This is a genomic window from Massilia scottii, assembly GCF_030846495.1.
Classification (GTDB): domain Bacteria; phylum Pseudomonadota; class Gammaproteobacteria; order Burkholderiales; family Burkholderiaceae_D; genus Telluria_A; species Telluria_A violaceinigra.
This window is the reverse complement of the sequence record NZ_JAVCWM010000030.1, coordinates 1-26954: the sequence shown is the minus strand read 5'-3', so window position 1 is coordinate 26954 and position 26954 is coordinate 1. Positions and strand designations below refer to the sequence as shown.

Annotated in this window: 37 protein-coding genes; 20 read left to right on the top strand and 17 right to left on the bottom strand. The window is 55.7% G+C overall.

Annotation, left to right across the window (positions count from 1 at the left end):
• Positions 1 to 67 precede the first annotated feature (67 nt).
• The 3 genes from RBA41_RS28335 to RBA41_RS28325 all read right to left on the bottom strand — a co-directional run bounded on the left by RBA41_RS28335 (position 68) and on the right by RBA41_RS28325 (position 1198).
• The gene (locus RBA41_RS28335) at positions 68 to 370 is read right to left on the bottom strand and encodes a type II toxin-antitoxin system RelE/ParE family toxin (RefSeq protein ID WP_374709615.1); all 303 of its coding nucleotides are present in this window, start codon (positions 368 to 370) and stop codon (positions 68 to 70) included.
• The gene (locus RBA41_RS28330) at positions 367 to 654 is read right to left on the bottom strand and encodes a CopG family ribbon-helix-helix protein (RefSeq protein WP_306627723.1); all 288 of its coding nucleotides are present in this window, start codon (positions 652 to 654) and stop codon (positions 367 to 369) included. The genes RBA41_RS28335 and RBA41_RS28330 overlap by 4 nt, the downstream gene beginning before the upstream one ends.
• Positions 655 to 889: 235 nt before the next feature.
• Entirely contained in the window at positions 890 to 1198 is a 309-nt protein-coding gene (locus RBA41_RS28325; protein ID WP_306627722.1) for an H-NS histone family protein, read from the bottom strand.
• Positions 1199 to 1501: 303 nt separating this feature from the next.
• Here RBA41_RS28325 and RBA41_RS28320 point away from each other — a divergent pair, with 303 nt between their 5' ends.
• A complete protein-coding gene (locus RBA41_RS28320) occupies positions 1502 to 1696 on the top strand; it encodes a hypothetical protein (protein ID WP_306627721.1) in 195 nt (64 codons plus the stop codon).
• A 153-nt stretch (positions 1697 to 1849) separates the two neighbouring features.
• Here RBA41_RS28320 and RBA41_RS28315 read toward each other — a convergent pair whose 3' ends face one another.
• From RBA41_RS28315 to RBA41_RS28305, 3 genes are read right to left on the bottom strand one after another with little or no spacing between them, the layout of a single operon-like run.
• Positions 1850 to 2494, bottom strand: coding sequence for a hypothetical protein (locus RBA41_RS28315; RefSeq protein ID WP_306627720.1), 645 nt, complete (start codon positions 2492 to 2494; stop codon positions 1850 to 1852).
• Between the two features lie 10 nt (positions 2495 to 2504).
• Positions 2505 to 2690 carry a hypothetical protein gene (locus RBA41_RS28310; RefSeq protein ID WP_306627719.1) on the bottom strand — a complete coding sequence of 62 codons (186 nt, stop codon included), beginning with the start codon at positions 2688 to 2690 and terminating at the stop codon, positions 2505 to 2507.
• 30 nt (positions 2691 to 2720) lie between these two features.
• A complete protein-coding gene (locus RBA41_RS28305) occupies positions 2721 to 3062 on the bottom strand; it encodes a hypothetical protein (RefSeq protein ID WP_306627718.1) in 342 nt (113 codons plus the stop codon).
• Between the two features lie 213 nt (positions 3063 to 3275).
• On the opposite strand from RBA41_RS28305, the gene RBA41_RS28300 reads away from it, so the two are divergent.
• Entirely contained in the window at positions 3276 to 3578 is a 303-nt protein-coding gene (locus RBA41_RS28300; protein WP_306627717.1) for a hypothetical protein, read from the top strand.
• Between the two features lie 59 nt (positions 3579 to 3637).
• Here RBA41_RS28300 and RBA41_RS28295 read toward each other — a convergent pair whose 3' ends face one another.
• Positions 3638 to 4519 carry a SprT-like domain-containing protein gene (locus RBA41_RS28295; protein ID WP_306627716.1) on the bottom strand — a complete coding sequence of 294 codons (882 nt, stop codon included), beginning with the start codon at positions 4517 to 4519 and terminating at the stop codon, positions 3638 to 3640.
• A 191-nt stretch (positions 4520 to 4710) separates the two neighbouring features.
• Here RBA41_RS28295 and imuA point away from each other — a divergent pair, with 191 nt between their 5' ends.
• From imuA to RBA41_RS28240, 11 genes are all read left to right on the top strand, one after another.
• Positions 4711 to 5406 (top strand): translesion DNA synthesis-associated protein ImuA, encoded by a 696-nt coding sequence (imuA, locus tag RBA41_RS28290; RefSeq protein WP_306627715.1) that lies wholly within the window; start codon positions 4711 to 4713, stop codon positions 5404 to 5406.
• Between the two features lie 79 nt (positions 5407 to 5485).
• Positions 5486 to 5848: a hypothetical protein gene (locus RBA41_RS28285; protein WP_054264815.1), complete on the top strand. Its 363-nt coding sequence runs from the start codon at positions 5486 to 5488 to the stop codon at positions 5846 to 5848.
• Between the two features lie 288 nt (positions 5849 to 6136).
• Complete coding sequence (locus RBA41_RS28280; protein ID WP_306627714.1) at positions 6137 to 8326, top strand: type VI secretion system Vgr family protein; 2190 nt, start codon at positions 6137 to 6139, stop codon at positions 8324 to 8326.
• A complete protein-coding gene (locus RBA41_RS28275) occupies positions 8310 to 9818 on the top strand; it encodes a DUF2169 family type VI secretion system accessory protein (RefSeq protein WP_306627713.1) in 1509 nt (502 codons plus the stop codon). The genes RBA41_RS28280 and RBA41_RS28275 overlap by 17 nt, the downstream gene beginning before the upstream one ends.
• Positions 9811 to 10446 carry a DUF4150 domain-containing protein gene (locus tag RBA41_RS28270; protein ID WP_306627712.1) on the top strand — a complete coding sequence of 212 codons (636 nt, stop codon included), beginning with the start codon at positions 9811 to 9813 and terminating at the stop codon, positions 10444 to 10446. Before RBA41_RS28275 ends, RBA41_RS28270 begins: the two co-directional genes overlap by 8 nt.
• 3 nt (positions 10447 to 10449) lie before the next feature.
• Positions 10450 to 11211, top strand: a complete 762-nt coding sequence (locus tag RBA41_RS28265) for a hypothetical protein (protein WP_306627711.1) — start codon at positions 10450 to 10452, stop codon at positions 11209 to 11211.
• 7 nt (positions 11212 to 11218) lie between these two features.
• Positions 11219 to 11713, top strand: coding sequence for a hypothetical protein (locus tag RBA41_RS28260; protein ID WP_306627710.1), 495 nt, complete (start codon positions 11219 to 11221; stop codon positions 11711 to 11713).
• Positions 11714 to 11762: 49 nt separating this feature from the next.
• A complete protein-coding gene (locus tag RBA41_RS28255; RefSeq protein ID WP_306627709.1) occupies positions 11763 to 12821 on the top strand; it encodes a hypothetical protein in 1059 nt (352 codons plus the stop codon).
• A gap of 152 nt (positions 12822 to 12973) precedes the next feature.
• On the top strand, positions 12974 to 13489 hold the full coding sequence (locus RBA41_RS28250; RefSeq protein ID WP_306627708.1) for a hypothetical protein: 516 nt from the start codon (positions 12974 to 12976) through the stop codon (positions 13487 to 13489).
• 66 nt (positions 13490 to 13555) lie between these two features.
• Positions 13556 to 13921, top strand: coding sequence for a hypothetical protein (locus tag RBA41_RS28245; RefSeq protein WP_306627707.1), 366 nt, complete (start codon positions 13556 to 13558; stop codon positions 13919 to 13921).
• Positions 13922 to 13942: 21 nt separating this feature from the next.
• The gene (locus tag RBA41_RS28240) at positions 13943 to 14125 is read left to right on the top strand and encodes a hypothetical protein (protein ID WP_306627706.1); all 183 of its coding nucleotides are present in this window, start codon (positions 13943 to 13945) and stop codon (positions 14123 to 14125) included.
• Between the two features lie 43 nt (positions 14126 to 14168).
• Here RBA41_RS28240 and RBA41_RS28235 read toward each other — a convergent pair whose 3' ends face one another.
• A complete protein-coding gene (locus RBA41_RS28235) occupies positions 14169 to 14720 on the bottom strand; it encodes a hypothetical protein (protein ID WP_306627705.1) in 552 nt (183 codons plus the stop codon).
• Between the two features lie 259 nt (positions 14721 to 14979).
• On the opposite strand from RBA41_RS28235, the gene RBA41_RS28230 reads away from it, so the two are divergent.
• Positions 14980 to 15951: a DNA-binding protein gene (locus RBA41_RS28230; RefSeq protein WP_306627704.1), complete on the top strand. Its 972-nt coding sequence runs from the start codon at positions 14980 to 14982 to the stop codon at positions 15949 to 15951.
• A 6-nt stretch (positions 15952 to 15957) separates the two neighbouring features.
• Positions 15958 to 17136: a tyrosine-type recombinase/integrase gene (locus RBA41_RS28225; protein WP_306627703.1), complete on the top strand. Its 1179-nt coding sequence runs from the start codon at positions 15958 to 15960 to the stop codon at positions 17134 to 17136.
• Positions 17137 to 17156: 20 nt separating this feature from the next.
• Here RBA41_RS28225 and RBA41_RS28220 read toward each other — a convergent pair whose 3' ends face one another.
• From RBA41_RS28220 to RBA41_RS28190, 7 genes are all read right to left on the bottom strand, one after another.
• Positions 17157 to 17981, bottom strand: a complete 825-nt coding sequence (locus RBA41_RS28220; RefSeq protein WP_306627702.1) for a hypothetical protein — start codon at positions 17979 to 17981, stop codon at positions 17157 to 17159.
• 481 nt (positions 17982 to 18462) lie between these two features.
• Positions 18463 to 19524 carry a ParB/RepB/Spo0J family partition protein gene (locus tag RBA41_RS28215; protein WP_306627701.1) on the bottom strand — a complete coding sequence of 354 codons (1062 nt, stop codon included), beginning with the start codon at positions 19522 to 19524 and terminating at the stop codon, positions 18463 to 18465.
• Positions 19521 to 20579, bottom strand: a complete 1059-nt coding sequence (locus tag RBA41_RS28210) for a ParA family protein (protein WP_306627700.1) — start codon at positions 20577 to 20579, stop codon at positions 19521 to 19523. The genes RBA41_RS28215 and RBA41_RS28210 overlap by 4 nt, the downstream gene beginning before the upstream one ends.
• A gap of 111 nt (positions 20580 to 20690) precedes the next feature.
• Positions 20691 to 21236 (bottom strand): hypothetical protein, encoded by a 546-nt coding sequence (locus RBA41_RS28205; protein ID WP_306627699.1) that lies wholly within the window; start codon positions 21234 to 21236, stop codon positions 20691 to 20693.
• Positions 21199 to 21435, bottom strand: a complete 237-nt coding sequence (locus RBA41_RS28200) for a hypothetical protein (RefSeq protein ID WP_306627698.1) — start codon at positions 21433 to 21435, stop codon at positions 21199 to 21201. The genes RBA41_RS28205 and RBA41_RS28200 overlap by 38 nt, the downstream gene beginning before the upstream one ends.
• Positions 21436 to 21519: 84 nt before the next feature.
• Positions 21520 to 21786: a hypothetical protein gene (locus tag RBA41_RS28195; protein WP_306627697.1), complete on the bottom strand. Its 267-nt coding sequence runs from the start codon at positions 21784 to 21786 to the stop codon at positions 21520 to 21522.
• Positions 21787 to 21794: 8 nt separating this feature from the next.
• On the bottom strand, positions 21795 to 21980 hold the full coding sequence (locus RBA41_RS28190) for a hypothetical protein (protein WP_306627696.1): 186 nt from the start codon (positions 21978 to 21980) through the stop codon (positions 21795 to 21797).
• A gap of 201 nt (positions 21981 to 22181) precedes the next feature.
• On the opposite strand from RBA41_RS28190, the gene RBA41_RS28185 reads away from it, so the two are divergent.
• Entirely contained in the window at positions 22182 to 23183 is a 1002-nt protein-coding gene (locus tag RBA41_RS28185) for a response regulator (protein WP_306627695.1), read from the top strand.
• Here RBA41_RS28185 and RBA41_RS28180 read toward each other — a convergent pair whose 3' ends face one another.
• Positions 23184 to 24320: a DUF4902 domain-containing protein gene (locus RBA41_RS28180; protein ID WP_306627694.1), complete on the bottom strand. Its 1137-nt coding sequence runs from the start codon at positions 24318 to 24320 to the stop codon at positions 23184 to 23186. It abuts the gene before it with no gap.
• Between the two features lie 395 nt (positions 24321 to 24715).
• Here RBA41_RS28180 and RBA41_RS28175 point away from each other — a divergent pair, with 395 nt between their 5' ends.
• Positions 24716 to 24937 (top strand): hypothetical protein, encoded by a 222-nt coding sequence (locus RBA41_RS28175; RefSeq protein ID WP_306627693.1) that lies wholly within the window; start codon positions 24716 to 24718, stop codon positions 24935 to 24937.
• Here RBA41_RS28175 and RBA41_RS28170 read toward each other — a convergent pair.
• Complete coding sequence (locus RBA41_RS28170) at positions 24934 to 25344, bottom strand: helix-turn-helix domain-containing protein (RefSeq protein WP_306627692.1); 411 nt, start codon at positions 25342 to 25344, stop codon at positions 24934 to 24936. The genes RBA41_RS28175 and RBA41_RS28170 overlap by 4 nt on opposite strands.
• A gap of 285 nt (positions 25345 to 25629) precedes the next feature.
• Between RBA41_RS28170 and RBA41_RS28165 the strand changes: the two genes are divergently transcribed.
• The 3 genes from RBA41_RS28165 to RBA41_RS28155 form a co-directional block, all read left to right on the top strand.
• The gene (locus RBA41_RS28165; RefSeq protein WP_306627691.1) at positions 25630 to 25941 is read left to right on the top strand and encodes a hypothetical protein; all 312 of its coding nucleotides are present in this window, start codon (positions 25630 to 25632) and stop codon (positions 25939 to 25941) included.
• Positions 25942 to 26059: 118 nt separating this feature from the next.
• Complete coding sequence (locus tag RBA41_RS28160; RefSeq protein WP_306627690.1) at positions 26060 to 26362, top strand: hypothetical protein; 303 nt, start codon at positions 26060 to 26062, stop codon at positions 26360 to 26362.
• Positions 26363 to 26681: 319 nt separating this feature from the next.
• On the top strand, positions 26682 to 26954 hold a 273-nt coding region (locus RBA41_RS28155), incomplete at its 3' end, for a helix-turn-helix domain-containing protein (RefSeq protein WP_306627689.1).

The window sequence follows — 26954 nt, the reverse complement described above, 5'->3', positions numbered from 1 at the left end:
GCATTGGAAACGCGCCGACCTGCCGTCTATCGGCGTGAACCATCAATAGCTGCAACTGACGGTCAATTCAATGACTCTGCGAGCCAAAACGGGAAGGTGGCCACTGGCGTGCGGCGTGCAGCACACGCAGCACGCGTACCAGGTCGCCAGCAGTGTCATAGACCAGGATGTAATTCTGGTGCGCTACCAGCTCACGGGTGCCGGCAACGCGGCCTGGCTTGCCCAGGCCCGGATGATCGACCAAGCGGCCCGCCTTTTCTGCAAACAGCTCATCGAGGGCGAGCGCCGCGGCCGGGTTGTCGGCCTCGATATATTCATAGATGTCGTCGCGGTCTTGAATCGCCACTGGTGTCCAGAACAACTCCATCATTCGGCGGCTACCAGCCGGCGACGTGTGGCAGCGCGCTTGGCGGCGAACTTGACTTCAACCTCAGCGGACGGAGTCAGATTGCCCGCATTGGCCGAGTCAAGGCCGATCTGCACCTGGCGACGGAACCAAGCGTCATGTTCTGCCGCTTCCTGCTGCTGCCGAACGAAGTCACGCATGAAGTCGCGCAGCAGCTGGGCGCCAGTACGGTCGCGGCCCTTGGCAGCTATTGTGAATTGGTCTTTCAGGCTCTCATCGACCCGGAAGGTAAAGGTTGCTTCACTCATGGCCTTGCTCCTATGTGTTACATCGTACTCACATAGTAGCACAACAAGAGGGTTCAGCCGCCGCCCGAGACTCGAAGCAACGGAACGCAAAAACACAAGTCGCTACGACAGCGGCCAACAAAAAGCCCCGGTTGAAAGTCGGGGCTTTTTTACTTAATGGATTCGTTGAATTCTGGCTGCCACGGCAGCACTCCGTTCTGGTCCGAAATGATCAGCTGGATCACCTCGGGTGGCGTTACACCCTGGCGCTATCGAGCTTGCCGTTTGCCTCCAAATTTTTTATCCATTCCGGGGAGCGGCCGCGACCCGTCCATTCCTTGCTCGGATCTGTCGGGTCACGGTATTTTACCGGCGCCTTATTTTTCACTGGCACCTTGCCAGCTTTGCCCATCAGTTCGCCGATAGGAATACCTACGCTGGCCGCGATAGCGGTAATCTCTGCGCGCGCTTTTTCGATCGCTTCGTTTTCGCGATCCTTTATTGCTAGCCCAATCTGATCGCGCAGTGCTGTTAAATCGGCAATAGAAAGCTGTGATAAGTTCATACGGGTCCGTTCAGGTGGGTTGATTGCAATAATTTGTTGTAACAATACCCGTTAATTGTCCGTCGTGTCAAAAAAAATTGAAACAATTTGGAACAGTTAATAGGTTGTATGCATTAGCACTATCGTCAAGTATAACTTCACATGTTGATAGAACGGAAACGTTTTACGGAAAACCCACCAGAGGAACTAAAAATACTTTTTGGCGAAAATAGTCCCAACGGCAAGTCGTGACAACCTAATGGGGTTGCGACGTAGGTGTCGTGCTGGCCAGAACCCTGTCCGGTGTCCATTTGGAGAAGTACAATGCGTCAACTGCCAGTTGAATTTTGGGTGAATTGTTTTTTCATGCTGACGAATAGCACGGCCGTCGATCTGGTATATGCCATGGAAGCGAATCCGCGCGGTGGAGCGCTGTTTGTGGCGTTGGCAGGCATACTGGTGGCCGGCGTGGTGGCGTGGTGTGCGCTGAAACGCCGTGATAACCCGCCCGCACCGTAATCGAAAAGGAGCAGGGCCACCGTCTCTTTTCTGACGGTCGGCCCTGGGGAATCGATATATGTAAGCTCCGGGATTGGAGCATGTTGGGGAGAGCGCCACTAATCCCCAACACTTTTAATGTAAACCCGCAGGAATTTATAGCGTTGCGTGTTATCAAGAATGCAGCGAAACAATTTGTGCATGGACCTGCCGCGCACGCACGTCGCGCTGCCGATCACGCACGCGGATCTCCTTGCGCATTGCCCCCTGTGCCGCAAGAATCTGATCCATCAACATTTGCACGCTTTGCGGCTCGACAATAAGTTCCTGCGTCTCGGGCCTGGCTCGGTCCAATTCGGCGAACAACGGCAGTGAATGCAATTCACTATGGTTCACGTTGACCACGCGCGGGGAGGTATCTCGCCAGGACATGCCCGCAAATGGCGTGGTGCCGCCGATGGTGTGCACCGGGACTTGGCCCTTGCTGCCCCCGGAACGAATTTCGATGCGTGGCTGATCGCGGTATTCCGCCTCGCGAAAAGCCGACTCCTGATCGTTGAACGTATGTCCGTAGCGGCGTCCCCTGGACATACACGCATGTCGATCGCGGTGCAAGGCATCGGCGCCGATCAGATCCCCAACCAAGGTCAGCGCCAGGCCGGCATGATGGAAAAATGCAGTCTGTCTGCGGCCGCGGGCCATGCGCATGTCCTCGCGGGCCCCAGCTTCATCAAGCGCTAGTTTCCAGCCGACATCGCCGAGACAGGCCGTGTTCGAGAAAAATCCCTGGAACCGGACAGGGATATCTTCGGACTGCATAACAGGAATCCTATGCAAATGAGCCATCGACAATGCTTTCCTTGAGATCAGCAATTTCCGCCTCGACGTTGCGCACCATCTGCTTGGCGGAATCGAGGCGCCGCAACGCGCCAATGAGCGCCGTCTTCGCCTTCTTCGCCTTTTCGGCGTCGATCTCGGCGGTCGCTTCGGCGATCATAGCTTCCAAATTTGTCATTATTTTCTTTCGGTGAAATGGGTAAATGGGTCAGGCAATGGCCGCTGGTGGCTGGTGGGTATGCACACGTGCATGCCCGCCGCCAGCGCCTGCGGTGGGGCCGGGATACATTGCCATCTGGCGCGGCGACTCGGACAGTTCAACCCAGTGGGTGATGCCGGCATACAGCCTAACGCTCCCGTCTTCCTGCTCGGCGCCCCAGCAGGACGGCGCGTGCGCGAGACGCATGGGGAACCCGGTCACGATAGTGTCCTCGAACAGGAAGGCAACACGGGAGCCTGGATAGCCCCAGGGCGCTGTATCGCCAGGATAAAGGGGCGGTGGCAGGCCGTCGATGGCGATATCGTGCACGGTGATTGTCAGCTCTCTCATCGCACGTCTCCATGTGCTAGGAGGGGGTAGGGCATGCTTGAACTCCGGTCTGGTTGCAGAAGACCGCAGTGTGCGGGAGGTTTTGAAGAAACTTGGAAATCAGTTTAATGTTGACATGAGGATAAATGTCATTGACACGTCGCAAACACCGGCTTTGGAAGGATGGCGCTAATGGGGAGAAGGATCATACTGAAGTTTTACACGGGAGGAAATATGATCGAGGACCTTGACGATTGCGGCACCACCCCCATCACGTTGAACGCGTCTGCGGAACGTGAACTTCCATGGGACGACGGGACGTTATCCAATCTACTGGCGCATATTTCGAGGACGCCCGGAGTTCCGATCTGCCGCGTCGATGAAGACGAACTGGACACCTGGCATCAGCGAGACAGTTTGATCACTGATCTAGGGCCCGTAAATGAAGTGATTGAGTTGTCATGTGACGAACCGACCACCGAATCAGGCGCCGGCGGCGGACGTGTTAAGGACCGCGCCAAAGTGCTCACAAAATAGACGCGATGTTTTAGTCAATTTGTGGTATCTGCCTCCCATTCCAGGCATCGCGGCGAGGCTTATGGTTCCTCCGAAAATGCCGCCCCACACTCGCCGCAGATGATGTGCAGGCCCGGCTTGCCCCACACGCTGGTCTTGATCGGGCAGCTGCAGGAATACTTGGACCGATTGCTCTCGTTCACCGCGCCGCCTACGAGCTCGACTGGCTGCAGCACCAACGCGACGCCGCTGTCGGCCGGGATCGCGGCCGCCGTCGCCGGTAAGCCCGCCAGCATGCCTGGCGCGGCGGCGCCAGTCGCGCTTTCTCCGGGACGGTACGCCACAAAGCGGTCGTACCACGAAATTTGGAAGTCGCGAGTGAGCAGGCCCCGGCACGCCTCAAGGAAACGGCCGCCTTCGATCGGATAGTCGGCCATCTTATCGCCCGTCTTTTTCCCGCCTGGCAGACCAGTGGTGGACGGCATCAGGCCAATCGCTTCCATCTTTTCAGCCCATTCCTTGTCGTGGTACCGGCGCCGGGCAGGTGTGCCGTGCTGATGCTGCCATAGGTGGCACATTTCATGGACCATGGTTGCCATAATCTCGATCAGCGGGACGACGGCAAAATAGGCGGGGTTCATCGCAATCTCGTGCAGTTCCTCCTTGCTGCGGTTGCCGAAGCGCGCCGCAGAGAAATAACCCATGGTGCGTTCCTTGCGTTGCAGGGTCAGCAGACAGTCGGCCAGGCTGTTGTCGAACAGCTCAACGTTGAAGGTGTCGTAGGCCAGTTGCAGCTCGGCATAGACGATCGCGGTTTGCCTGGGTTCGCCTTTCCATCTGTGCTGATGTGGCGCTTCCGCTGGCCGAACCCGCGCGAGATGAATAGGCCCGGCATCCGGCAGGCGTGGGTGTTCGTGTTGCCAATGCGCTGTCGGCGATTCATAGCTGCTGAGGTCGGGCATTTTAAGCTGCCGTAAAATAAAAGTGCATTTTAGCAATTTTGGATTGTGCAATCCACATCTTGTTTGGGTTTTGGCTTGTGCAATCCAAACATAGTTGCCGCCGGCGCGGCGGCCAAGCCAGCACATCGCACTTGTCAAGAGGCGATGGATAGACTACTGTATAAAATCACAGTATTTTATGTTAGCCGACGATGCTCGCCCATTCCCATCCCACCCCCGAGGAATTGCACCCAGCGTTGTGGCGCGCGTCCCAACTGGCGCGTTCCGCGGCGCGGTGCGTCGATACTGGGCACCCGGCCCTGTCGAATCAGCTACCTGGAGGCGGCTGGCCAATGGGCGTATTGATCGACCTGCTCGTCCAACAAGCGGGGATTGGGGAAGTGCGGCTGTTGGCGCCGGCGCTTGTACAAGTCGCGAAGCGCCGGGTGGTGCTGCTGCAGCCGCCCCATGCGCCGCAAACCCTCGCCCTGGCGGGCCTGGGCCTGGCCGCATCCGAGGTGCTTTGGGTCAAAAGCAAGAGTGGCCCGGACGCGCTGTGGGCGGCCGAACAGATCCTTCGCTCCGCAAGTTGTGCTGCGCTACTGTTTTGGTCGAGCCACGTCCGGCCGGAAAGCCTGCGGCGGTTGAACTTGGCCGCCCAGGCTGGCGAGACGCTGTTTTTCATGATGCGCCCGATCGCGGCCGCGCAAGACGCGTCGCCGGCGCCGTTGCGACTGAGTCTACGGCCGGCTCGGGGAGGTATCGATGTCGGGTTCGTCAAGCGCCGCGGCCCGCAACGCGACGATTGCCTTTTCATCCCTTTAAGCGGACCAGGACATGCCACAGTATGCCGACCTGTACCTGTCGAGCATCTCGTGCCTACGCGTGCCCTCGAAGCTGTGATCTAGGGCAAACGCCGTAACTATAGCGGGAACTCTGGCCACCTGACGTAATCGAACAAGCTCAACTTTGTTAAAGGAGAGCGCCATGAATTCAATCCCCTCTGTCCGTGTCGAGCACGATCGCGTCATCGTGAAAGTCGGAGAGTTCCTGCAGCAATGCGCGAAATACAAGCGCGCCCTCGCCCTGGCGGTCGTCGATAACTTCACGATCGGCCACATGGCGGCCGCGCTGTGGCTCAAAGAGCGCCATGAAATGAGCCTGTCGATCGACAATCTGTACAGCTTGGTCGAATTTTGGCCTACGGCTGTAGCGCTCCCCTACGGCACCAAGATCTCGCCTACTCGCGCTGCGCCGCTTCGCCCGGGAAAATTTAATCCCATGCACCTAATCGAGTACTTCGAGCACGGAGCGCCAGTGACTCCCTTAGCGCGCGGCTCTTCAATCTAAAGAACGCCAGAAGTGGGATCGTAACAGCGCTCCTGCGTCCAGCGCGGCACTAGCAATGTGTGTTTCTGTTGTCGCAAAAGATACAGAACAGATGCATAAATGATCACACTAATGTATAATTATTAATTTGAGCGCCTGATTTATCATCGAGTCATATTTTTATGCTGCAAGCATAGATAAAATCAGCATTTTCCCTTAATGATATTGGGGGAAAGAATTCTTTCAGACACCTTAGACAGTCAAATACCCGTTTAGGACGTCTCATTAATTTCGCTATTGGAATAAAGCATGAGTAAAGCTTTAACCGTTTTACGTGATTTCGTGGGAGGGCGGCAGCATAATCGACTACTGCGCCTAACTTTCCCAAATCAAGACGCCCCCACCGGTGAATTACTGGTTAATAGAATCGATGCCTTCGAGAGCATGTCGAAGCCATTTGAATTCAGAGTCGAGCTGCTGTCCGATAATCCCGCTATCCCGCTCAAGGACATGCAGGGAAAAATGCTGTGCGTGCAGATGGTGCGCCGGGATGGCACGCTGCGGTACTTCACCGGGCGCGTCTTCAGCTTCGCCCTCAAGACGGTCGATGGCGGGGTGTCGTATTACGAAGCCTTGCTCGGTCCTTGGTACAAGTACCTGGGGATGCGCAAGGATAATTACCTCTTCCATTACACGACGATGTACCAGCAGACAGCGAGCATCTTCGGCGACTACGGCAGCTTGGCCGAGTGGGATTGGCGTGTCGCTGGTGCGACCGAGGTGCTCACTGACTGCTGTCAGTTCGACGAGAGTGATCGCAATTTTCTTGAGCGACGCTGGGTTGGTAACGGCATCGTGTACTGGTTCGAGCATTCAGAAAACGGTCACAAGCTTGTGCTGTCGGATGACACTACCAGGGCCGAGCCAATCGACGGCGGCCCTTCCATCCGTTTCCAGCGTCATGGGGGTGCGGTGGAAGAAGACGGCCTGGGCGAGTGGTCGCCGTCGCGGCAAATCATGCAGGGCGCCGTAGCGCTTGCAGCCTTTGACTTCAAGTCGCCCAAGCCCATTCACACTTCGCTGCCGACAGTGAATCAGCAAGGGGACGTGCCGGCAATTGAATCCTACGAATACACGGGGGCGTACGGGTTCACGGGTGGCGGTCGATCCCTGGCGCAGTTGCGCATGGAAGAATTCGAGGCCGCTGGCAAGCAGTTTGAAGGTTCCGGGAATAACCGCAATGTCCTTCCAGGACGCTGGTTCAGGCTGACCGATCATTTCGACGTGAGCACCAGCGGCGGCGACACCCAAGCTCGCGAGTTCTTGATTCTTGAAGTGGTTCACAGCGCCTCGAACAACTATCACGTCAAAGACACGGCCGAATCTCACTATGAAAATCGGCTGCGCGCAATCCGCAAGATCATTCCGTACCGCGCGGGGCGCGACCACAACAGCGTGGAAACGAAAATCCACGGCATCCAAACCGCGACCGTGGTTGGACCGGCTGGCGAAGAGATTCACACTGATGAATTCGGACGCGTGCGCGTGCAGTTTCATTGGGACCGCGCGGGCACCAATGACGAAAAAAGTTCGGCATGGCTTCGCGTGGCGACGCCGTGGGCCGGCGCGAATTTTGGTATGACGGCGATTCCGCGAATCGGCGGGGAGGTTCTCGTGGCGTTCATGGATGGGAATCCAAACCGTCCGATTATCACCGGCATGGTGCCGAATGCGGACACGATGCCACCGTGGACACTGCCGGCCAATAAGACGCAAAGCGGCATCCTATCACGCTCCACGCCGGGCGGCAGCTACGACAACGCCAATGCGCTGCGCTTTGAGGACAAAAAAGGTAGTGAGCAGCTCTGGCTGCATGCGGAAAAAGATCAATTGACCGAAGTTGAGCACGACGAGGATAAGTGGGTTGGCAACGACCGGCGAAAAACTATCGACAGGGACGAAACGACTCTGGTTAAACGGGATCGCGTTGAAACGGTGGGGCGGGACGAAACCATCACCGTTCACAACAATCGGGCCGAACGTGTGGATCACAACGAACAAATCAGCATTGGGGACAACCGTAGCGAAGACGTTGGAAAGAACGAGAAAATCGATATTGGCGGCAATCGTACCAAGTCTGTTATGAAGAACGAAAAAGATACGATTGGGAAGAATTGGTCCATTAATGTTGCCAAAATGAAAACTGAAACCATTGGCATGGCCTACATGCAGAATGTTGGCATGGGGCGTATGGAAAACGTCGGCTTAGGATACAGCCTGAATGTGGGTATGATCATGTCGACCATCGTCGGCGTAAATCAATCAACGCAAGTGGGCCAAAAGATTTCAATTACCGCAGGGGACGAATTGTCCATCACGGTAGGCAAGTCGAGCTTTATCATGAAAGCGGATGGCAGTGTCACAATCAAAGGCAGCAAATTCAACTTTGAGGCGACAGGACCCGTGCAGATTACCGGCAAAGATGTCGACATCAACTGATATTCAGGACGCGATGGAATTTAGGAATTTGACTCCCTTCCCGACCTTGGCATTCCAAGGAATAGATCAGTACGACCACGAATTTCATGTGGTCGTACTGCGGCAAACGTTGACTTGGGGTGACGAGGGTGTGCTCACCTACGCAGACGAGCAGGCCCCGTTGTGCGAAGTAGATGAGTACTTTGGTGCGATGAACAAGAGCAGTGTGCGGCAAGAATCTGATCTCTGCCATTACAAGCCGAAGTGCGACGTTATTGTCAATGCGACTGTACACGTGCCTGCTGGGAAGATGCCGCGACAATGTAATATCCGCCTTGTTGTTCGACGGCCAGACAGCGAGGCGCCGATTCCGGAAAAACCAAGAGGTCTCAATCCATTTGTTGCGCCAGATGAAGCGCGTCTGGAGGAGTGGCGCGCGCAGACCGAGCGAGCACGCCTCAATCCAATCCGTGGATCGTGCTTGATTGACAAAACTTTGGTTGTTACGGGCGAGCGCTACTTGGTTCGCCACATTTGGCCCGTGCGCGCGGTGGCTTCGCTGCTGCGAATCGCTACGCTTGGTCTGTTTAAAGTGCCCACATGGCGCCTAACATCTGCTTTGCCATTCTCCCAGCTCCCTTTGCGCAGTGAATATGCGTTCGGGGGCGAATGTCGGATCAACCTGGCCGAGCGGGCAGCAAAGCGGGTGCGCAAAAAAGATCGATTGAACGCTGCAGATGCAGGAATCGAAATGAATACGGTATCCCAAAGCGACGACTACCCCATTGCACTGTGTGCATTCGAGGCCAATGCGGTCGGATGCGGTTACGCCGTGCCGTGGTTCCTGCGCGCCAGACGGATAAATCGTATGTCTGCACCACGTATCGAAACGGCAGACCGACCTTTTACGGCAGCGCAATTCCACAGTTTGGGCAAAGTGAATCACGAGTACGAACCTGGGGTATTGACCACAGCCGGTCTCGGCATACGCGCTAAAGTCCATCCGCACCGTCGCCGTCTAGGAGGCACAATCGACAAGAAGTTTATCGATGGCAACGCCGCGTTACCTGATGATTTCGATTTCAATGTCTGGAACGCTGCTCCGGTCGATCAGCAGACCGAATTCCTTTGCGGAGACGAAATCATAGAACTGATCAATTTGTGCGCGCCCGGCAGTCCAGGAGCGAAGCAGGACCGTGCCGGTAATGCCTCACTGCGTTTGCAATTGCCGGGACATACGGGTGTTTTGCTGATGAGAATGCACAACGGATCGATGTTTTTTGACGCAATGAAAATAGACACATTGATTATTGAACCTGAGCAGAGAATCGTCAATGTCGTATGGCGCGCGGTGTTCAAGAAAGCAGCAGGGATTCGCGCAGTCGATTTACGCATTCATCGAGATATGGAAGCGAATTACTTTAATCAAGCGCTTGCCTCGCACGACAACTTTGCATGGACAAACATGCCAGAATCAGAGCAGCGTGATACGGCCAAGGAGCCACATGGGTAAGATCGGTGCAAGAAAAAACATGATTTTCAAGGCCGTTTCCACTGCGCCTTCGTTCAACAAAACGCCGGTCGGTTCAAGTACCCCGCCGATAGCTTATCCAACGACACAGGACCTGTCCAATAGTGTTTCAGTCGCCGCTACCGTTCGGTTTAATGGCGATCCAGCCTATGTACTCGACAAAACAAAGCAGCCGAGTTGCAAAGGTGATGACCCCGGCGTTGCCAAGGGCATCAGGTCCAACACGGTCAACGGGTACGTCAAGCCGACGGGTTCTGCCCTTCACTTCAGAGCAGAAAAGAAATTTGTCGTGCGTCATGGAGATCCAAACGTAATGAACGGGGGAAACAACCCCGGCATTTACCTTACGTCACAAGTTGCCACCCCTGCGGCAGGCGATGTTGCTACGGACTCCACTAGCCCCGAAATCAGCCCCGAAACCCCTGCTGAAAACTCGTTCCTTGCATCTCAACGCCCACCATCGGTGTCGACAACGGACTCATTTTTGAATACTGGAAAGTTACTTTCACTGGCTGTCGATGCGGCGATAGCCGCTAAGAACGCGAAGGTTTCAAAGACACCTAGCGCACCCCTGTCTAGCTTGGCGTTCATTCCGGGTAAGAAGGGGTAAACTATGGTAGCTGGTCTCTTACCGCTTATTGCCTTTGCCGCGCTTTCTGTCGTCACAATTATTGTCCTTGCCTGGTACGCTAAGAAGGGCCTTGATGAAATATTCAAGAAACCGAACGTGGAGGCTCGTGTCTACATCCCGACCCCGGAGGAGCTGGCGGAAGACGCGAAAAAAAAGGCGGACGCCGCAGCGGCTGGAAAAGCAGAAGCCGACAGGAAGGCTGCCGACGCTAATGCGGCCGCCGAGATGGCCGCGGACGATGCGACAACTATCTTAGCGAAAGCAGAACTTGATTGTGGAGAATCCGGAAGCTACGGAGCCTTGCTAAAGAAAAATGGGAAGAACAAATACGACCGGGATCACATTCCGTCGAAGGCCGCACTGCAAAAGGCAGCGCTTGATCAACTAGACGAACGCCAGATTGAACTAACCGACAAGCAGGCTGCAGTCCTGTTTGGACCGTACGGAATGATCTCCAAAGCCGGAGCTACAGTTGTGACGTTAAAGAATGACCATCGGTTATTGAGCGAAACCTACGGCAGTAAAAATAACGTGGCAAAGATTGAGCAAGATGCGAAGGAATTGCAGTTGGCCGCCATCCGGGATGCCAAAGCGATCCAAAATGGTGCGAATGAAATGGATGCGAAATGTCAGAAAAAGTACAAAAATTCCACTAAGAAGATTACCAGCAAGACGCATGCGCAGTATATTTCCGAAATCAACGCGATGATCGATGGCGTGCGTAAGATACCCGTTAAAAAATAGGTGAGATATGAAAATTAATGAAGTGAGCATGTTTTTGGGGTTGCCAACGACCAATGTGGAATTCGACAAGTTTTTAACTAAGCATGGCATTAAACAGCGTCCCAAATATAAGCAAATGCCATTCGAGAAAATTAAGTGTCCCCAAGAAGGGTGGTCGCTTGAATTAAGGCCGCAATTGGGCTATGAACAGTGGTGGGGGCCGGCACGTGAAAATGGCGAGCTGATCTTTATGGCGATAAGAGTGTACGGTGAACACAATGACGACGACTACGCTCCATATGCGGGCGAATTGCCGCATGGGCTGACGTTCGCGACAACGCTTCAGGAAGCAAAAGCAATTCTTGGCACCCCCACATTGAACCATGAATCTGATGAAAACACAGTTTATATGTGGTACAACTTCAACGGCTATTCATTCTGGCTATGCTACCTTCCATCGGAAAAAGACATTGCTTTTATGACGATTCAACCGAAAAAAATTAAGCCTCCAGTAACGGGGTAAGTCATATTATTGTTTGAAAACTGGCGCCGAAATATTAAAAAATCTCAACATGATGAACGTACCCGTACCACCGGATGCTAATCTGTTCCTATCGCACTTGGGAAAGCAGCTCAACACTATTGACCCGCTTATCTTCAGCCATGCGGATGACCCGGACTTCACCGTTCCCGACCACTCTCCTTTGGGAGCAATCCTATTTCGCTCGCTTGGATTCTCGTTAAGTTTTTGCCCGCCAGATTTTTACCATATGAACGACGCATTGGCGGGTCAGCACCCCATTATCACGAATGTCCAATTGTATTCCGGTGACGAGAATTTTGGGCATGCGCGCTACTGTCATGCGCTACCACTGGAAATGGATTTTAATGATAACCGAGAGGCCGTGCTCAAAAAATTAGGCCCCTCAGCATGGCGATTTCCATTTCTGCCCCCATTTACTTTGGAACGGTGGGATTTATCGGACCGATGGGTTTTGGTAGCCTATTCGGAAAATCTGAAAGGAATTTCGATTATTCAGGTGGGCTTGAGCCAAAATAAACCCAAAGCAACAGTCTTGCCGAAGATCCTGCAGCCGGATATGCGATGCGTGCAGGCAATGTTCGGTAGGTCGGCTCCGGCCGTAGCCTCTGAACCTTGCTTCAAGGGTATCGATTTTTCCGAGGTGCCCGATGGTCCAATGTGCGACGATTCTTTTGAAATTGATGCGCTACCAACCCATGGCGCGGAAATATATTTCGACGCCGCCGCGGATGGGCACGCTAACGTTCTATCGGGAATTCGATATATTCGGAAAGGAATCTACTGGTCGTCGGGCTTTGAGGGCGAATTACCGAAGGGAATACGGTTTGAAGACCGGCCCGAAGCCATCGTGGCGAAGGTTGGCAGCTATCCTGTCACAGGTGTTGCTAACTGCCTGTCAGGATATTATCTATGGAACCTTCCGGAGTTTCTCTTGCAGGTCAGTTTCAGCACAATGGAGCAGCGGGTCAACCGCATATTCGTCGCTATGCATCCGTACTATCCACCTGCCTTACTGGACTCTCCTATGCTTGGTCAACCAGACGACCCATCTCCGCAGGTCTCATTTGGTGATTCATCACCGAAGTAGTGGCTTTTATCTTAGTTGAAGCCTAAGTGTTCAGCGGTCACCCTCGGGCTTGCCGCCCTGTGATGATCTGCTGTTACAGTTTTTTCACGAGGGCGCTGGAATGATCTTTTGCATGAACTGAAACCCTTTTGTATAAGGATAAGAAGCGGCATATGAAAATTCATCAATTAACATTATTTTTAAGTTTTCCTGCCCAAAATACGAATTTTGATAAATTTTTGACTGAGCATGAAATTAATGAACGTCCCTTGGATAAACCGACGCCCATAGCTTGCTTAAACAGAAAAGATCTAGGTGTTTGTATGATCTTCTATCCAATACGTGATTATAAAAAATGGTGGGGGTCGGTAGGAGAAGAAGGAGAAATGATCTTTTCCACGCTGCAGATTTACGGAGAAGATAACGACAGTGGATTTTCCGGATATATTGAGGAATTACCATATGGTTTGACATTCGCGAGTACATTTCAAGAAGCACGGGCGATTTTTGGCGAGCCCACTCTTGACCACCTGTCAGGACCAGAAAACCGCGTTTATCTGTGGTACGGATATCAGGGATATTCTATAGCGCTTTGCTTTCTTCCAGAAAACAAAGGAATTTCTTTTTTGTCAATTGAAAAAAGTAAAAAAGATCCACCAAAGAAAAAGCCATATCAGCTTGAGAAGTAAAAAATCTGAACTAACCTATTCATATGCGGTCCAACTCTTGTTCTCAATGAATCGGAGGGTATTGCCATGTTGAATACGTTTGTCGGAGCGGCGCACGTCGAAGTCATCCGCCAGGTGCAAGACTTCCTGCGCGACCATCCCAAGGAGAAGGGAAATTCTGCTGGCGAGGTCGCGCGGCGGCTGGAGATCGAGCACATGGGTGCAGCGCTATGGCTGGAAAAAAGACACGGCATGTCGATCGACATGCACAACCTGCACAACCTGATTGAGTTCTGGCCCACGGCACGCATGCTGGCGACGGCCGCCATCGCAGGCGGTGCTGCCGCGGTGGCGACGACCGAGACGTTCGGGCCGGACGAGTTTAATCCTGCGCACCTGATCGAGTATTTTGTCACGGGCGCCGGTAAGGTTGCCGCCGCAGCGCAGCACTGATCCAGGGAATGCGAGCCGACAATGGAAAACGACGATGTAAGTCCGGTGGTGATCGAGGCAGCCAAGACCTGGCTGCGCAGATACGACTGGGGGCCGTGGATAATCGACATCCTGGAGCGCAGCGCACCGCCGGACTGGCTGCGCGCGGTGAGTAGCCTGCACCGCACCCTCGAAGGCCAATTGCCCGAGTGGACGGCCGCATGACTGTTGCGAATCGAGCGGCTATCGCGCTGGATTGCGCGACGTATCAGCGCGGGGGCGCCTCGCCATAAATTAACTCGTACATGGCATCGCCTTCCCCGCCAGTTGAAACCGAAGTATCGACCAGGTCGCCTTTGGTCAGATCGTGCTGCAGGAAGCGTTTGATTTCCTCTTCGACCGTGTCGGCGAAAGAGGGCAAATGCGCCATCCATTTTTCAGGGCGGCGCTTGATGGAAGCCGGCGAGTGCCACATGCAGTATTGCGCAACACCATCGCTGATGCGCACGGCCAGGTCGACGTAGATGCGCAGGTGGGGCGTAAGATTGGGAACGACGATCCTCAGCGTAAACGGCAACTCGCCGTAGACTGTGATGAGCCCGCCACCGGCCGACGTGATTTTCTTTTGGACGCGCTCCTGGTCGTGTTGGATGATCTGGCTAAACGGGACGTCCGTGCTGCCGTCGTAATAGCCTTGCGATCCCAGCCGGCTCAGGAATTCGGCGCCAAGTAGGTCGGCGGCATGGCGCAGCTTTTCCAGCAAGGCGGCGCCGTTTTGGCGATAGCCTTCACTCAGTTTCTGCAACTCGGCAATATCCATGGGTTTCCTCAAAATGGTGGGTATGTGTCCAGTATACGACTATTACCAGTTTGCAACCATTCTTGCAGGATAACGGGTCTGAAATAGGGTGAACGCGTGATTATTGCCCTAATCACGCGTTCACCGACCCCGCCATATCCCGGGTAAACCGCGCTACACTTGCTGCACAAGAAAGGGGCAAGGTCGCTTGTTCTTCGTTGATTCATATCGTATCATATCAATCGTATCATATCGTATCATTACAAGCGGAGAACTATCGATGGGTAGAGAAGCGAGCATCACACTGGCCCAGGTAGCCGCCGTCGCGGATGCGATGGTTGCGGCCGGCACCACCCCGGCCTTGCGCACTGTGCGCGAACGGCTGGGAAACATGGGGAGCCTAGGCACCATCAGTAAATTGTTACAGCAATGGCGCGCGGATCGGGAAAAGAAGATCGCCAGCGCATTGACCTTGCCGGCGGGAGTGCAGCGCGCCATCCTGGAATTTATGGGACAGGAACTGTCCAGCGCGAAAGCGGCACTGGAAACGGAACTGGCCGAACAACAGCAAGAAGCGGCCGATCTCGCCACAGAGAATGAGCGCCAGGCTGCCGAGATCGAGAACCAGGTCGACGCGCTGACAGCGCTTCAGGTAGAACTGGCTACCGTGCAGGGCAAAACCGGTCAATTGGAACTCGACTGGCAGGCCAGCCAGGTCGAAATGGACCGCGAGCGCAAGGCGGCCGAGTCGGCGCGGACCGAACTGGCCAAGGCCCAGTTGCGCCTTGAGGCGATGCCGCGGCTGGAAGCGGATCTCGTCGCGGTGCGCGAAGAACTGGCCGGCGAACGCACGGCCCGCGTGGCGGCCGAGCAAGCGGCAGCGGTCACCGTGGCCAAGTTCGATGCAAGCGAGCGTCGCGCCGGCGAGATCGAGGCGCGCGAGCTGGCAGCCCTTACCCACATTGCAGAACTGGAGAGAATGGCGCAGCAAGGGGCGCGCGAGCTGGCATCGGCCAACATGGCCGTACAGGCCAGCCAGGCGCGCTTGGAAAGCGCAGCACGCGAGCTGGAGCAGGCGCGCGCTCTGGTGGCCACCGCGCGCAATGAGTCCAAGCGCGCCAGCGAGGAAGCGGCCGAGCTGCGCGGCCAGATTCGCGCCGATACACTCGCCGCCCAGGATGCGGCCAAGCGCGCCAACGAGGATCGCAAACTTGGCGAGCATGGCGCAAAGACCCCGGCGTCCAAGAAGTAAGCACCTGTGCCCATTCCCCTGCCCGCCCCCGCGCAGGGGGGTGACGTCGATTCTGTCCCGGTCGTGCCGGGGCCACATCGTCCGCTCGTCGCCGGCGGCACGCCTCCCCTCCCCTCCGGGTCCCTGACCCGCGCCACGAATGACGAAGAGCTGATTGCGCTGTGGCTGCGCCGGCCGAACCTGTCGCCGCGCACCGTGCGCAATTGCCGCAAGGAGGCTGACCGCTTCCTGTATTGGATTCGCGCACATGGCAAACACCTGGTGGACGTCCGCTACGAAGACCTGCTGGCGTTCGCCGCTTTCATCGCCGATCCGCAGCCGGCCGATCAGTGGATCAGCGCAACGCGGTTCCCCCGCGTCGACCCGCGCTGGCGACCGTTCTGCGGCCGGCTGGCCGATGTGTCGCAGCTGCAGGCGCTGACCGTCATCAAAAGCCTGTTTCGCTGGGCGTACGCGGCCGAGTACCTGGCCGCCAATCCGGCCCAGCTGCTTACCGGCATGCGCGCCGTCGGCGGCGACGCGGTCGTGCGTCATTTGCCGCCGGCCGCGATTTCGCTGCTGCTCGACGCGGCCGACGTGCTGCAGGACGACACGCCCGGCGCCGCGCTGCGCCGGGCGCGCGCGCGCTTCCTGGTGCAGGCGTATTACCTGACGGCGGCGCGCCTGGGCGAGCTGGCCAGCGCGGACATGCGCAGCATCCGGCGCGACGATTGCGGCGCGTGGTGGCTGCATGTCCTTGGTAAGGGCAGCAAGCGCGGGAAGGTGCCGGTGACGCCGGCGCTTCTGGCCGAGTTCCGCCAGTACCGCCAAGCGTTCGGTCTGCCAGCGCTGCCGGCACCGGGCGACACGACGTCGCTCGTGCTGGCGACCCGCGGCCCCCAGCGCGGCGCCAGTCATTACGCGATCGCCGCCGCGCTCAAGGGTGTCATCGAGCGCGCTCGCGTCATGGCCGTGCAAGCCGGAATGACCGAGATCGCCGCCCGCTTGTCGCGCGCGTCGACCCACTGGCTGCGCCACTCGTCCGTCACCCATCAGGCGAACGGCGGCGTGCCGCTCAAGACTGTTCAGCTTAACGCCCGTCATGCCTCGATCAAGACCACCGGCCGGTACCTGCACAAGGACGATGCCGAGCGCCATGCAGAAACCGTCGCGACAATGGCGATTCGCTTTCCGGACCCCGGATAGCGGCCGGGCGCGCACCGCGATCACTCGACCACTTCCCGCAGATTGCCGTTGGCGATTCCCTTGTACAAGCCCTGCATTTGCTCGCCGGCATACAGCTCGCAATTGCTGTCCCGAGTCACCTCGGCGGTGCCGTCGAAGAAGCGCACGCGCATGCCGTTGCTGACGTGGTAGTAGCGCTTGAAGCGGCACTCCCTGGCGATGTTGGCCAGCTCACGTGCCGGATCTGGTTCGCATTTGCGGCGCTCCTGGGCGGCTTTGCCGGCGTAGTCGACCTTCTTCGGGTTCACCAGCATAGCGTGCAGATAGCGATAGCATCGCGCGGCATTGGCACCGATTTTGTCGAGGTAGGGCTTGGCAACCAAATACACGTCTTCGAGCTTGTAGTCGTTGCGACGAGCGACCCCGAGCAGCTTGCAAACACCAGTCGCCAGCATGCCGGTTTCCTCTGGAATTCGTGCCACTGTGGGAGGAAGGGTTGGGGGTTGCCCTTCTCGATTTTTGATCGAGATCTCCTGTAGATCTTTTTTTAAACTAAGATCAACGTATATAGCACCGTCGGACATTTGTGTCTCCTGGGCTAAAGCTGGGGCGGGTTTGCTCTTGGTCGGCAAATCGATCAGCTCGCACAAGCCCGGCGTGAAGACATAGCGTTTCGACTCGAACACCCCGTATTCCGACCGGCCTTCCGTCGCCGGAAGGACCCACTCGAATTCACGGAACGTGCGCATGGCACGCTGAACCGTTTTGTAGCTGACGCATGCTTCGTCGGCCATCCTGTCCACTCGGGCGCGGATGACCGCGGCCCCGTTGGTGGCGGACGCGCGGGTGACCAGTGTCTTGAGCACAGAGAGGGTACTTCTCGTCAGTGCGCGGAATGTAGGGTGAGTTTCAATCCTCATTAAGGCACTTTGAATAGCGGTAGGGAGGTGAAGGTATGGCTTTACAACATCATCTAGTGTAATTGCAGGCACGAGCGCTCTCCGTGGACCAATATGGCCACAAATGGTTTGACGTCGCATTTCATGGGGGCTAAGATGAAGTTCTCACGCAGCTCTTAGTCACCCGAATGCATTATTTGTAGTTCAGAAAGCAAAAAACCCCGGCCGGCAAGCTGGGGTTTTTTGTTTGCGTAGGCTATTTTTTCATAGCATGCCTCGCTGTGAATGCAGGTGGCGTAAAATATTCCAGTGGAATAATTTATAACCTGTTGATTTTAAAGGGAAAATCACTTTATTCTATCCTTGCATGAAACGCTACTGGGCAGCATTGATACGAATTATTCCAGTGGAATAATTTATAACCTATTGATTTTAAAGAAGAATTCACTTATTCAATTTCCGTCGGCTTGGGCGTTGCAATGGCTAAAGCATTCGCTTTGTTCTGGAAATACTCGACCATGAGCGCTAACTCTTCTACTGGATCAAGCTCCATCGCACTGACGCGCAGTGTAATTACCCTGCCTTCGAGCTTCGCTGTATAGAGCTGTCTGTTCCTCGGGTCCGTGATGACTTTCGGCTTACTGTCAGTTCGCTTTTTTTCATGCACTTTGTTTCGCGATTGGACCATCTGCGCAACCCATGCACGTACCGAATTTTCCGGGGCGTTTTGTTCCTTGATGCGCTCGACCGCCTTCACCACTAGATCAATTTCCGCAGGAAGTTCTTCGACAAGCTCATGTATTGTTTTTGCTGTTCCCATGCCAATCAAATCAGGCTTTGCGTCAAGCATCTTTAGAATGGGTTCTGGAAGGGTCAGCATGGCAAGCCGTTTAGAAACCGAGCCTTGCTTCGTAGCAAACATGTGCGCGAGCTCATCCTGCGTCCTGGCATAGCCTTTTGCTTTGGCGCGCGCGTATAGCTTTGCCTTTTTGTAATCGGTGTTTTCCTTACGTCCCTCGTTGTGGACCATCAGTCCCTTTTCCGCCGCGGTATCGTCCAGCTTGACGATTCGAGCTCGGATTTTCGTCCAGCCCATCGATCTTGCCGCTCTGATCCGCCGGTGGCCTGCAATCAGCTCGAATCGTCCGTTCACCCACCGAACCACGACTGGCTCTTGCTGACCGGCATTAGCCATCGTATGGGCCAATTCATCAATACTCTCCGGGTCGTAACGCCCAATGGAATCTTCTTCTGTCTGGAACGGGCTGTCGTACACAAGATCGACGTCAACGTCGTGCAGCTCATCAATAACCACCTCCCATCGCATAGGACTTGCTGAGCTGGCTACTTGAAGGTGAGGACGTTGGCCCTCAATCTGTTCAATTTCTCCGCTATCAGGCAGGCTAGTGGGAACATCAAAAGCGCGAGACTCCTGCACCCCCTCTTTGGCGGAAACTTTTCCGCTGGAGATCAGTCCTGAAACCTTAATACCTGGTCGTGAATTGCTCATACAGTCGCCTCAGATCCAGCCGCGCGATAGTCCAAACGAATATCATATCGTTTGATAAGTGTTTTTGTTAGGTCAATAATATCTCGTGCACCAACAGAATTTGGCTCTTTCTCTAACACAGTCCCGTTCGTGCTCGTGTTGTTTGGATCGGCTTCGCGTAAGAATCCGACGAAGTCGCGCACGATGACATCGTTAATACGGCTCGGGTATTGCGCTAACAGCGTGGCGAGCATATCGTTGTGGGGCTTCTTGGTCTGATTATATTTATTGACAACGATATGTACTTCCAGATTGGCATCTCGGTTTTTGAATGCAGAGTTGATTTCGTGTACGTTTGACGCCAGTACGTCCATAGCAGCTATGGAATGAGGTTCTGGTGTGACGACAGCCAACAGCAGCTTGCATGCCAGCATGAATGTAGTAGCCAGAAGTGATGATCCTGGCGCAGAGTCAACAATGATCACATCGTATTGGCTAAAAAATGCGACCTCTTCCTCAAGTAGCCGTACAAACGCTTGTTCGCGGTTCAAGGTGCCAATCAGCCATGAGTCGTTGGCCATGGTGATGTCCGCAGGAATCAGATCGAGCATTCCTCCTTCGTAGATGGGTCGCACAGCATCTGAAATCCGTGTTGGCTCATTTCGCGCAGCTCGCTTCATTAAGTCGCCAACATGCGTAATGTTCTCGGTCAGTGGGTTGATGCCGAACAGCCCCGTGAGCGTGCCTTGAGGGTCGCCATCTATCAGCAGAACCTTGTAACCAGACAGCGCCAGACATGTACCGGTATTGCCCGCAATCGTTGTCTTCCCGACGCCGCCCTTCGCGGTACGGTCAACGATGAGAGGGGGAAGTTTTACGGGGCGGGGATGATCCGGGTGGATATCCAGCAACTTCATGCGAATCTCACGAATTTGTCGCGCACTATATAGTGCATGAACGTTATCGTCAGCATCACGAAATTTGGATCGGAACATCTTCGGCGTTCCATTAAACCCCGTAAGTTCCAGTGCTAATTTCGCTTTGACGCCTTGAAAAGTCCTAGTAACCATTGTCATGCTATGCCCAGGCTGAATTATTGTGCTTAGGATCATAACGTTAACGTCGGACGTTTTCAAAGGACTTTTGTGAAAAAATCGTCCATTGATAAAAATAGCGGCCTGAGCGGTTCAAAATGTGGCGTACGGAGCACTACAGGTGGTGAGGTGCTGGTCGACCACATCGAGCCAGGCTGTGCCCCGCGTGAACTTCCGGATGATCGCCCTTGTCCCTTTGGTGCGCACGACCAGGTGCGGCTCGTTCTCGCTGTCGGCCGGCGCCCACAGTACCGACATTGCCCAATCAAGGCGTTCCGCGTTCCTCTGCTGTGCATGCAAGACAACCCGGATCTGGTCCAGCACCGTGAGCGGATTGAATTCCGTGTACGGCGGTATGCCAGCGGTGGCGCCGATCCGTTCGCAGATCCGCTCAAGGTACTGTTCCGCAGTGGTTCTGCCCGCGTCGGCCAGCTGGCCGTGAATGCTGCTGATGCACGTCTCAGCTTGCGGTGCATTGACGCCGTCCACCGATTCGATGGCTTCGACCAGGATGCTCGCCGCGCGGTCCATAACGGTTTGCTGGGCCGCGACGCGCTCGGTTAGCGTGGTGATGTGGTCGGCGGCCGCGTCGGCTGTCGGGTCATTGGCGAGGCGCAGTTGCGCGATCAAGTCGTTCATGTCGTGATGTGTAAAGGTCGAGATAGTTGGCGATGGTGGTGCCGAGATCCTTGCGGTAGCCGCCCAGGGTGAGGGCGGTCATTGCATAGCCGTCGTTGCCGACGATGGCAAGCAGCTCGCGCAGGATCTGTGCGCCATCAGGAAAATTCGCGCACGCCACGCAATAGGTGGCGTGGCGGCATGCGGGTGTAGTTTTCATATGCGCGGTTTGGTAGGGCGGGCCACGGTCGGAGGGCCAGGTTCAGCGCCGCGACATGTGTGGCGATTCGTGCGGACAAAGCCTTTACGCCGGCGTGTCGTCAGAGGGAAATGGCGTAATAACGGCTGTCGGATCGATGGCTTTGTAGGCCGCCATCAGCGATGCCGGCATGGTGCCGTCCTTGTTCGGCGTCGCGTACAGGACAACAGTGCCCGTGTTCGGCGTAAGCGGGATGACGAACGCGGCGATGGCGCAGATGTCGTGTTCCTTCAATAACTGTTCAATGCGTCCCCATAGTGGATCGATTTCATCCTGGAGCACTTTTTGGACACCCCGATAGGCAGTCGACATATTGGGCCTTACTGGGACAGCTCGGCGCGGCAGCCGAGAGGGGCGGGCGAGGAGTGCGCGACGTTGAGATACACGACTGCGCAGACGAGCACGACCAGGGCCGCGATGTAATGACGTTTCACGGATGGTTCCATTGGCTGGGCACACGGCAGCAGGAAGAAATCCGGTGTGCGATTGGTGTTAGTTTCTTTCATAGGCTCCTGGGGTGCGCTTTGGGAAAATGGGGCCGGCACGTCGCCAGCACTTGCAACATAATATTGCAATTTAGCGATTTTGTTGTAATTTTTTATTTCATCAAAAAATGTGAGAATTGGTGATAAATGCTTTTATCCAACATTGGCCTTTTTTGTAACTTCATTCCGCTATATACTGAAAAGCCGTCCGAGGAGACATGCATGCCAGTCCAGTTGCCGCTTTACCGTCACCCGACAATGACGGTTGTGATTGATGATGATCGTTCTTCACTCGCCGTACTGGATTTCCACCTCGAACAAAGCCTGGCAAAGACCACCTTCAACCGGGCTCGCGCGGCACTCGACTGGGTGTCGGACATTTTCAGCAGGGTGGACCCAGGTGGACCCCAACTGTTAGGCTTTGAAGATGAGTGCGGTGAAGGGGGCACGACCGCCGAAAGCGACCTGGAGCGGATCTATCACTTTGTCGGCGATCCCCAGCGTTTTTCGCTGCCCACCGTCGTGGTGATCGATTACGCGATGCCGGACATGGATGGGCTGGAGTTTTGCGAGGCGGCCGCCGATCTGCCCTGTAAGAAAATCATGTTCACTGCGTGCGCCGACGCGAGCTTTGCCGTGGCGGCCTTTAATCGTGGCCTCATCCATCGGTTTATCCGGAAGCAGGAGCCCGACGCGCTCGACCAGCTGGAGGCGGCGATCGACGCTTTGCAGAACACCTACTTCCTCGATCAATCACGCAGCCAGGCCGGTCAGCTGGACGCCCACGAATTTGGATTTTTGCGCGACCCGGCTACGGCCGCCATGGTCCAGGGCCTGTGTGATCGCTACGGATTCGTTGAATACTATCTTTTTACCAATCCCCACGGCTTTCTGTTCTTTGACGCAGAAGGATCGCCCACGCTCGTCCCGATGATGAACGCCAGAAGTCTTGAATGGCATGCCGATATCGCTGCAGAGGAGGGTGCGCCTGCGGAGCTGTCGGCCGCGCTGCGTGAGCGTCGCGTGGTGCCGTTTTTCCATACAGGCGACGGATGCTGGTCCTCCGATCTGCCAGGCGACCCGCTGAAATACTGCAAACGACCGCAGGTCACGCGGGGCAGGGAAGATTACTACTGGGCGATGTTCGATCTACCCGACCACTATCGAAAGCGCGAACCGTATTCGCACGCCAGGTTCCTGCGCGAGCACGTCGACCGCGCCTGACTATCCTGTAGCGGGGAGCATGCCGTGCAGCCGGGCCTTGTTGATTGCATCGATGCTGGACTTGGCTTTCAATTCGACCTTGAACGACTTGATATGCCGGTCCAATGCAGACAGGCTCATCCTCATGCGGTCGGCGATCTCCTTGCGCTGCAGGCCATCGTGCATGTGAAGCAGAATCGTCCTCTCGATATCCGATAGGACCGCTCCCGCGGCTGCTTGGGCGGCTGCGGGCGGGCGCAGCTGGTGCCGCATCATGCTGTGCGCGAACCGGGCGATTTCGATCAGACTGGGCTCGATCAGGCGCAGCTCCCTTTCCGTGACAGCTTCTCCCTTGCGTGACAGGACCAGCGTGGCCAGGCCGTCGTCGGACGTCATCAGCCAGCCATGCTCGATGCCTTGTGCGATAGCTGCGGTCCAGAACGCGGGGTCTTCGGCGTGCCATTGCTCAGCGTGCCAGGTATGGGCGCCGCGCTGCATGTGCAAGCGTGGATCGCGCATCGCGAGTTCTTCCGTTGCATACACCTCGCGCCAGGCCGGCCGGTGATTTTCTTCAAGCGCGTAGATGTTGACATTATCCTTGCAGCGAGCGTAGGCGAGGGTCTGGTCGAAGGAGAACTTCTGCCTGGCCAGCTTGGCGATCTGCGCGAACTGCTCCGCCGGCGGGAGGCAGGCCAGTTCGCGTGCGGTCTTTCTGCCCCAAGTCGCGGTTCCATCCCGGTGAAGGGGCCGCATGGCAATGGGTATGGGACGCAACGCGGCACGCATCGACGGCAGCTGCGGATCATTGCGCACGTCCTGCGCCTCCGGGTTGAGCTTCACATAGGGTTGCCAGTCGAGCCGGCGTCGAAGGCGGCGCATCAGCATGCGATAGAACGTGGACCGGGACAGATCGTGTTTGAAGGGGGTGACAAGAACGATGTTTGTACTTACGCCCTGCGCCGGAACGACAAAATCGTCGCGTACCTCATCGAAATACCAGTGGAAACGGACCCACACTTCGGAATCAAGTTGGCCGCGCCATTCGCTGAAGCCGGCGACCTTGGCGGGCACGATGCGCCGGATCTCGCGCAGCAAGGTTTCGTCGGCCTGTATGAGCGTGGCAAGGTGCGCGACCGCGCGCAGCTGGGCCGTGGTCATTCTCACTTCGGGAAACGGGGTGCTACAAACCATTTAATTCCGCATTGCAATAAGCGGTGGCAAGTGTAGCGCAGATCGTTAATCTTAGCTATTGGGCAAAGTTGAGGGGCGCGTCCCAAGGCGTGGCAGCTTCAGCAGGCGCTACTTCACACAGGCCGCCCCTTCTCCGCAGTTAGCGATACCAGTCTGCCGGCAATAAATATTGCAAAAACGTAACAATTAACAGCCGCATAATTTGATGTGTTGCTCAACTTGCAGCTGATAGTTTACTGTCAAACGTAAATTATTACTTCGGCGAAAGGTGATAGTTAACTTCGGTTGCCATGAGGCCTACGCTCTGGCAAAGTGTCACTACAGTTTCCATGTTGTAACATTATTGTTAGCAGATTAATACCATGTCCACTCAAAGCGCCGCTCAATTGAATCTACCAGTACCAGAAGTGCCCATCGAAAACGCCTCGTCGCACCAGGCGCGCAATGTCTTGATGGGTTTGTTCGACTCCACCTCGGCCGCGTCAAAAGCGTATCTGGTGAACGTCGCGCGTTCGCTCGCCGTCGCAGATACCATCGCCGCCTTGTCGGCCACCATGCCACTGCGGAACAGCAATTGCGGCTAGTCCAAAGCTGCACCTTTTTCGGGTAATTTTTCTGAGGACAGTTTCTCGGCATGCGTCGATGAGATCATCATCTGGTGTTGGCCTTGCTCTGTCGACTCGCGAAAGTTTGTCAGCAGCTTGGCTTCGAGCGGCTTGACGTACATCAGGATAAGGGTATCTGCGGTTGGCGGTGGGCGTACCGTAGGCGTGCCGAATTTGAGATATTCCGGGGTCACATTAAGGAATTCTGCCGCCAAGTCTAACGCCTTGTCTCGCGGGAACTGGGTGCCTGTAAGCCACTTGCTGACGGCTTGCGGGACCACCTGCGCGTAGCGCGCGAGCTCTGACGCGTTCCCGCCATTTTTTCGCTGCAACGCGTCCCGAAGGCGCTGGGTGCGATCAGGGACGTCTTTTTGCACATTTGTCATTTTTATATTTTTACCACAATAATTTCTTAAACCACTAAATGCAATAATTTATTGTAAAAACCTACGAAAAACTGTAATATTTTGTTAAAAATTTATTGGTAGCAATAATGTTTGAGGTGGAGAACTGAAACTGACATCGCGGCGTAGTTGTATAGCACGCGGTCCGCACGCGCCAGGCTTATTGCACGTGGCGGCCCAGCTCGACACGGATCTTTTCGCCCCTCTCATTCTTGCCTACCGCCGGTACTTTATCAATTTTTTACCCATGCAGCATAGGATTTCTCCATGCCTAACAGCCTCGCCCTGGATACGGACCCGTCCGATGCCGAGTTTAGCAAGAGCGAACTGGCCGACCTGGCCCAAGTATCCCCGGAAATTGCCGACCAGTCACGCAAGAATTTTACGACAATCTTGCATTTTATCAATAAAGCAACGGCTACCGCTATTGCGGACCGAATGGGCATGCACGAATCGTCCATTTCTCGTGCGAAATCGGGCGGGCAGCTCAATTACTGCGCGCGTTTGCTCGCAGCGGCCGGGCTCAAGGTCGTGCCCGTTGACGCCATTGTCTACCTGCAACCGGACGAGTACCGATGAAAACCTAGTGCCCCGCAGTTGACCTCCTAATCGAGGTCGCTGGCATGAAGTGCGCAAGTCTGCATTTTTAGCGGACGGCGTTGTGCCGCCCCTACTGTCTGCCCGTGTGACCGGAAACATGATCTCCAATAAAGAAGACCGAATGAATGCATTTCAACACTTTGCGGCGCAGCACGCCGCGCTGCACGCCAGGCATGTGCTTGATGAACCTGCGCGGCGCGCAGGACGGCGCCCGCCCAGCGACATCGAGCGCAAGACGTTTGAGCACGTACGCGCGCACGGCGGCCGCACTGTGGCTGAGATCGCCAACGCACTCGGCGTCAAATCGCCTGAGCTGTATGCGCCCCTGCAGCGCTTGAAAACACTTGGCCAGATCAAGCCAGACGGCACAAGCGGTGCCATTACCTGGAGGGCGGCATGACGTGGGCCGTGGGAAGTCGGATCGGCTCCGACATGTTTAGCGAGCGGACGCGGGCGTCCAAGCCTGGACCGGTGCTGAGGCCGAAGAAATGCGCTTGCGGGAAGAACGTGTTCGCCAAGCAGCTGGCCCAGTACGGCAAATGCGTCCACTGCGTCCGTGCGACCCAGGCGGGCCGTAGCGCCGAATGACATCCGATGAGTGAACCCAGCCTTCCTAGCGGCACTCGCCGCCAGCGTCACCCAGCAGAGACTGCGTGGTCAACACCGTATCGAACACATGACGGGCGGTGCGCCGTACTGATGCAGCACATAGGATTCAAATGAGTATTAGTTTAATGACAGCAGCATGGAAGTCGCCGTTGCCGTCGGGGCAAAAGTTCGTGTTGATCGCGCTGTGCGACAACGCCAATGACCAGGGCGAGTGTTATCCATCGATCGCGACGATAGCGTACAAATGCAGCATGGGCGAGCGTACCGTTCAAGGCCACATCACGGCCTTGGAAGCGCTCGGCATCCTTCGGCGCGAAATGCGGCGTGGCCGCAGCACGAATTACCGCATCTATTCGGCCCATTTCGACGCCCCCGCAGAATCT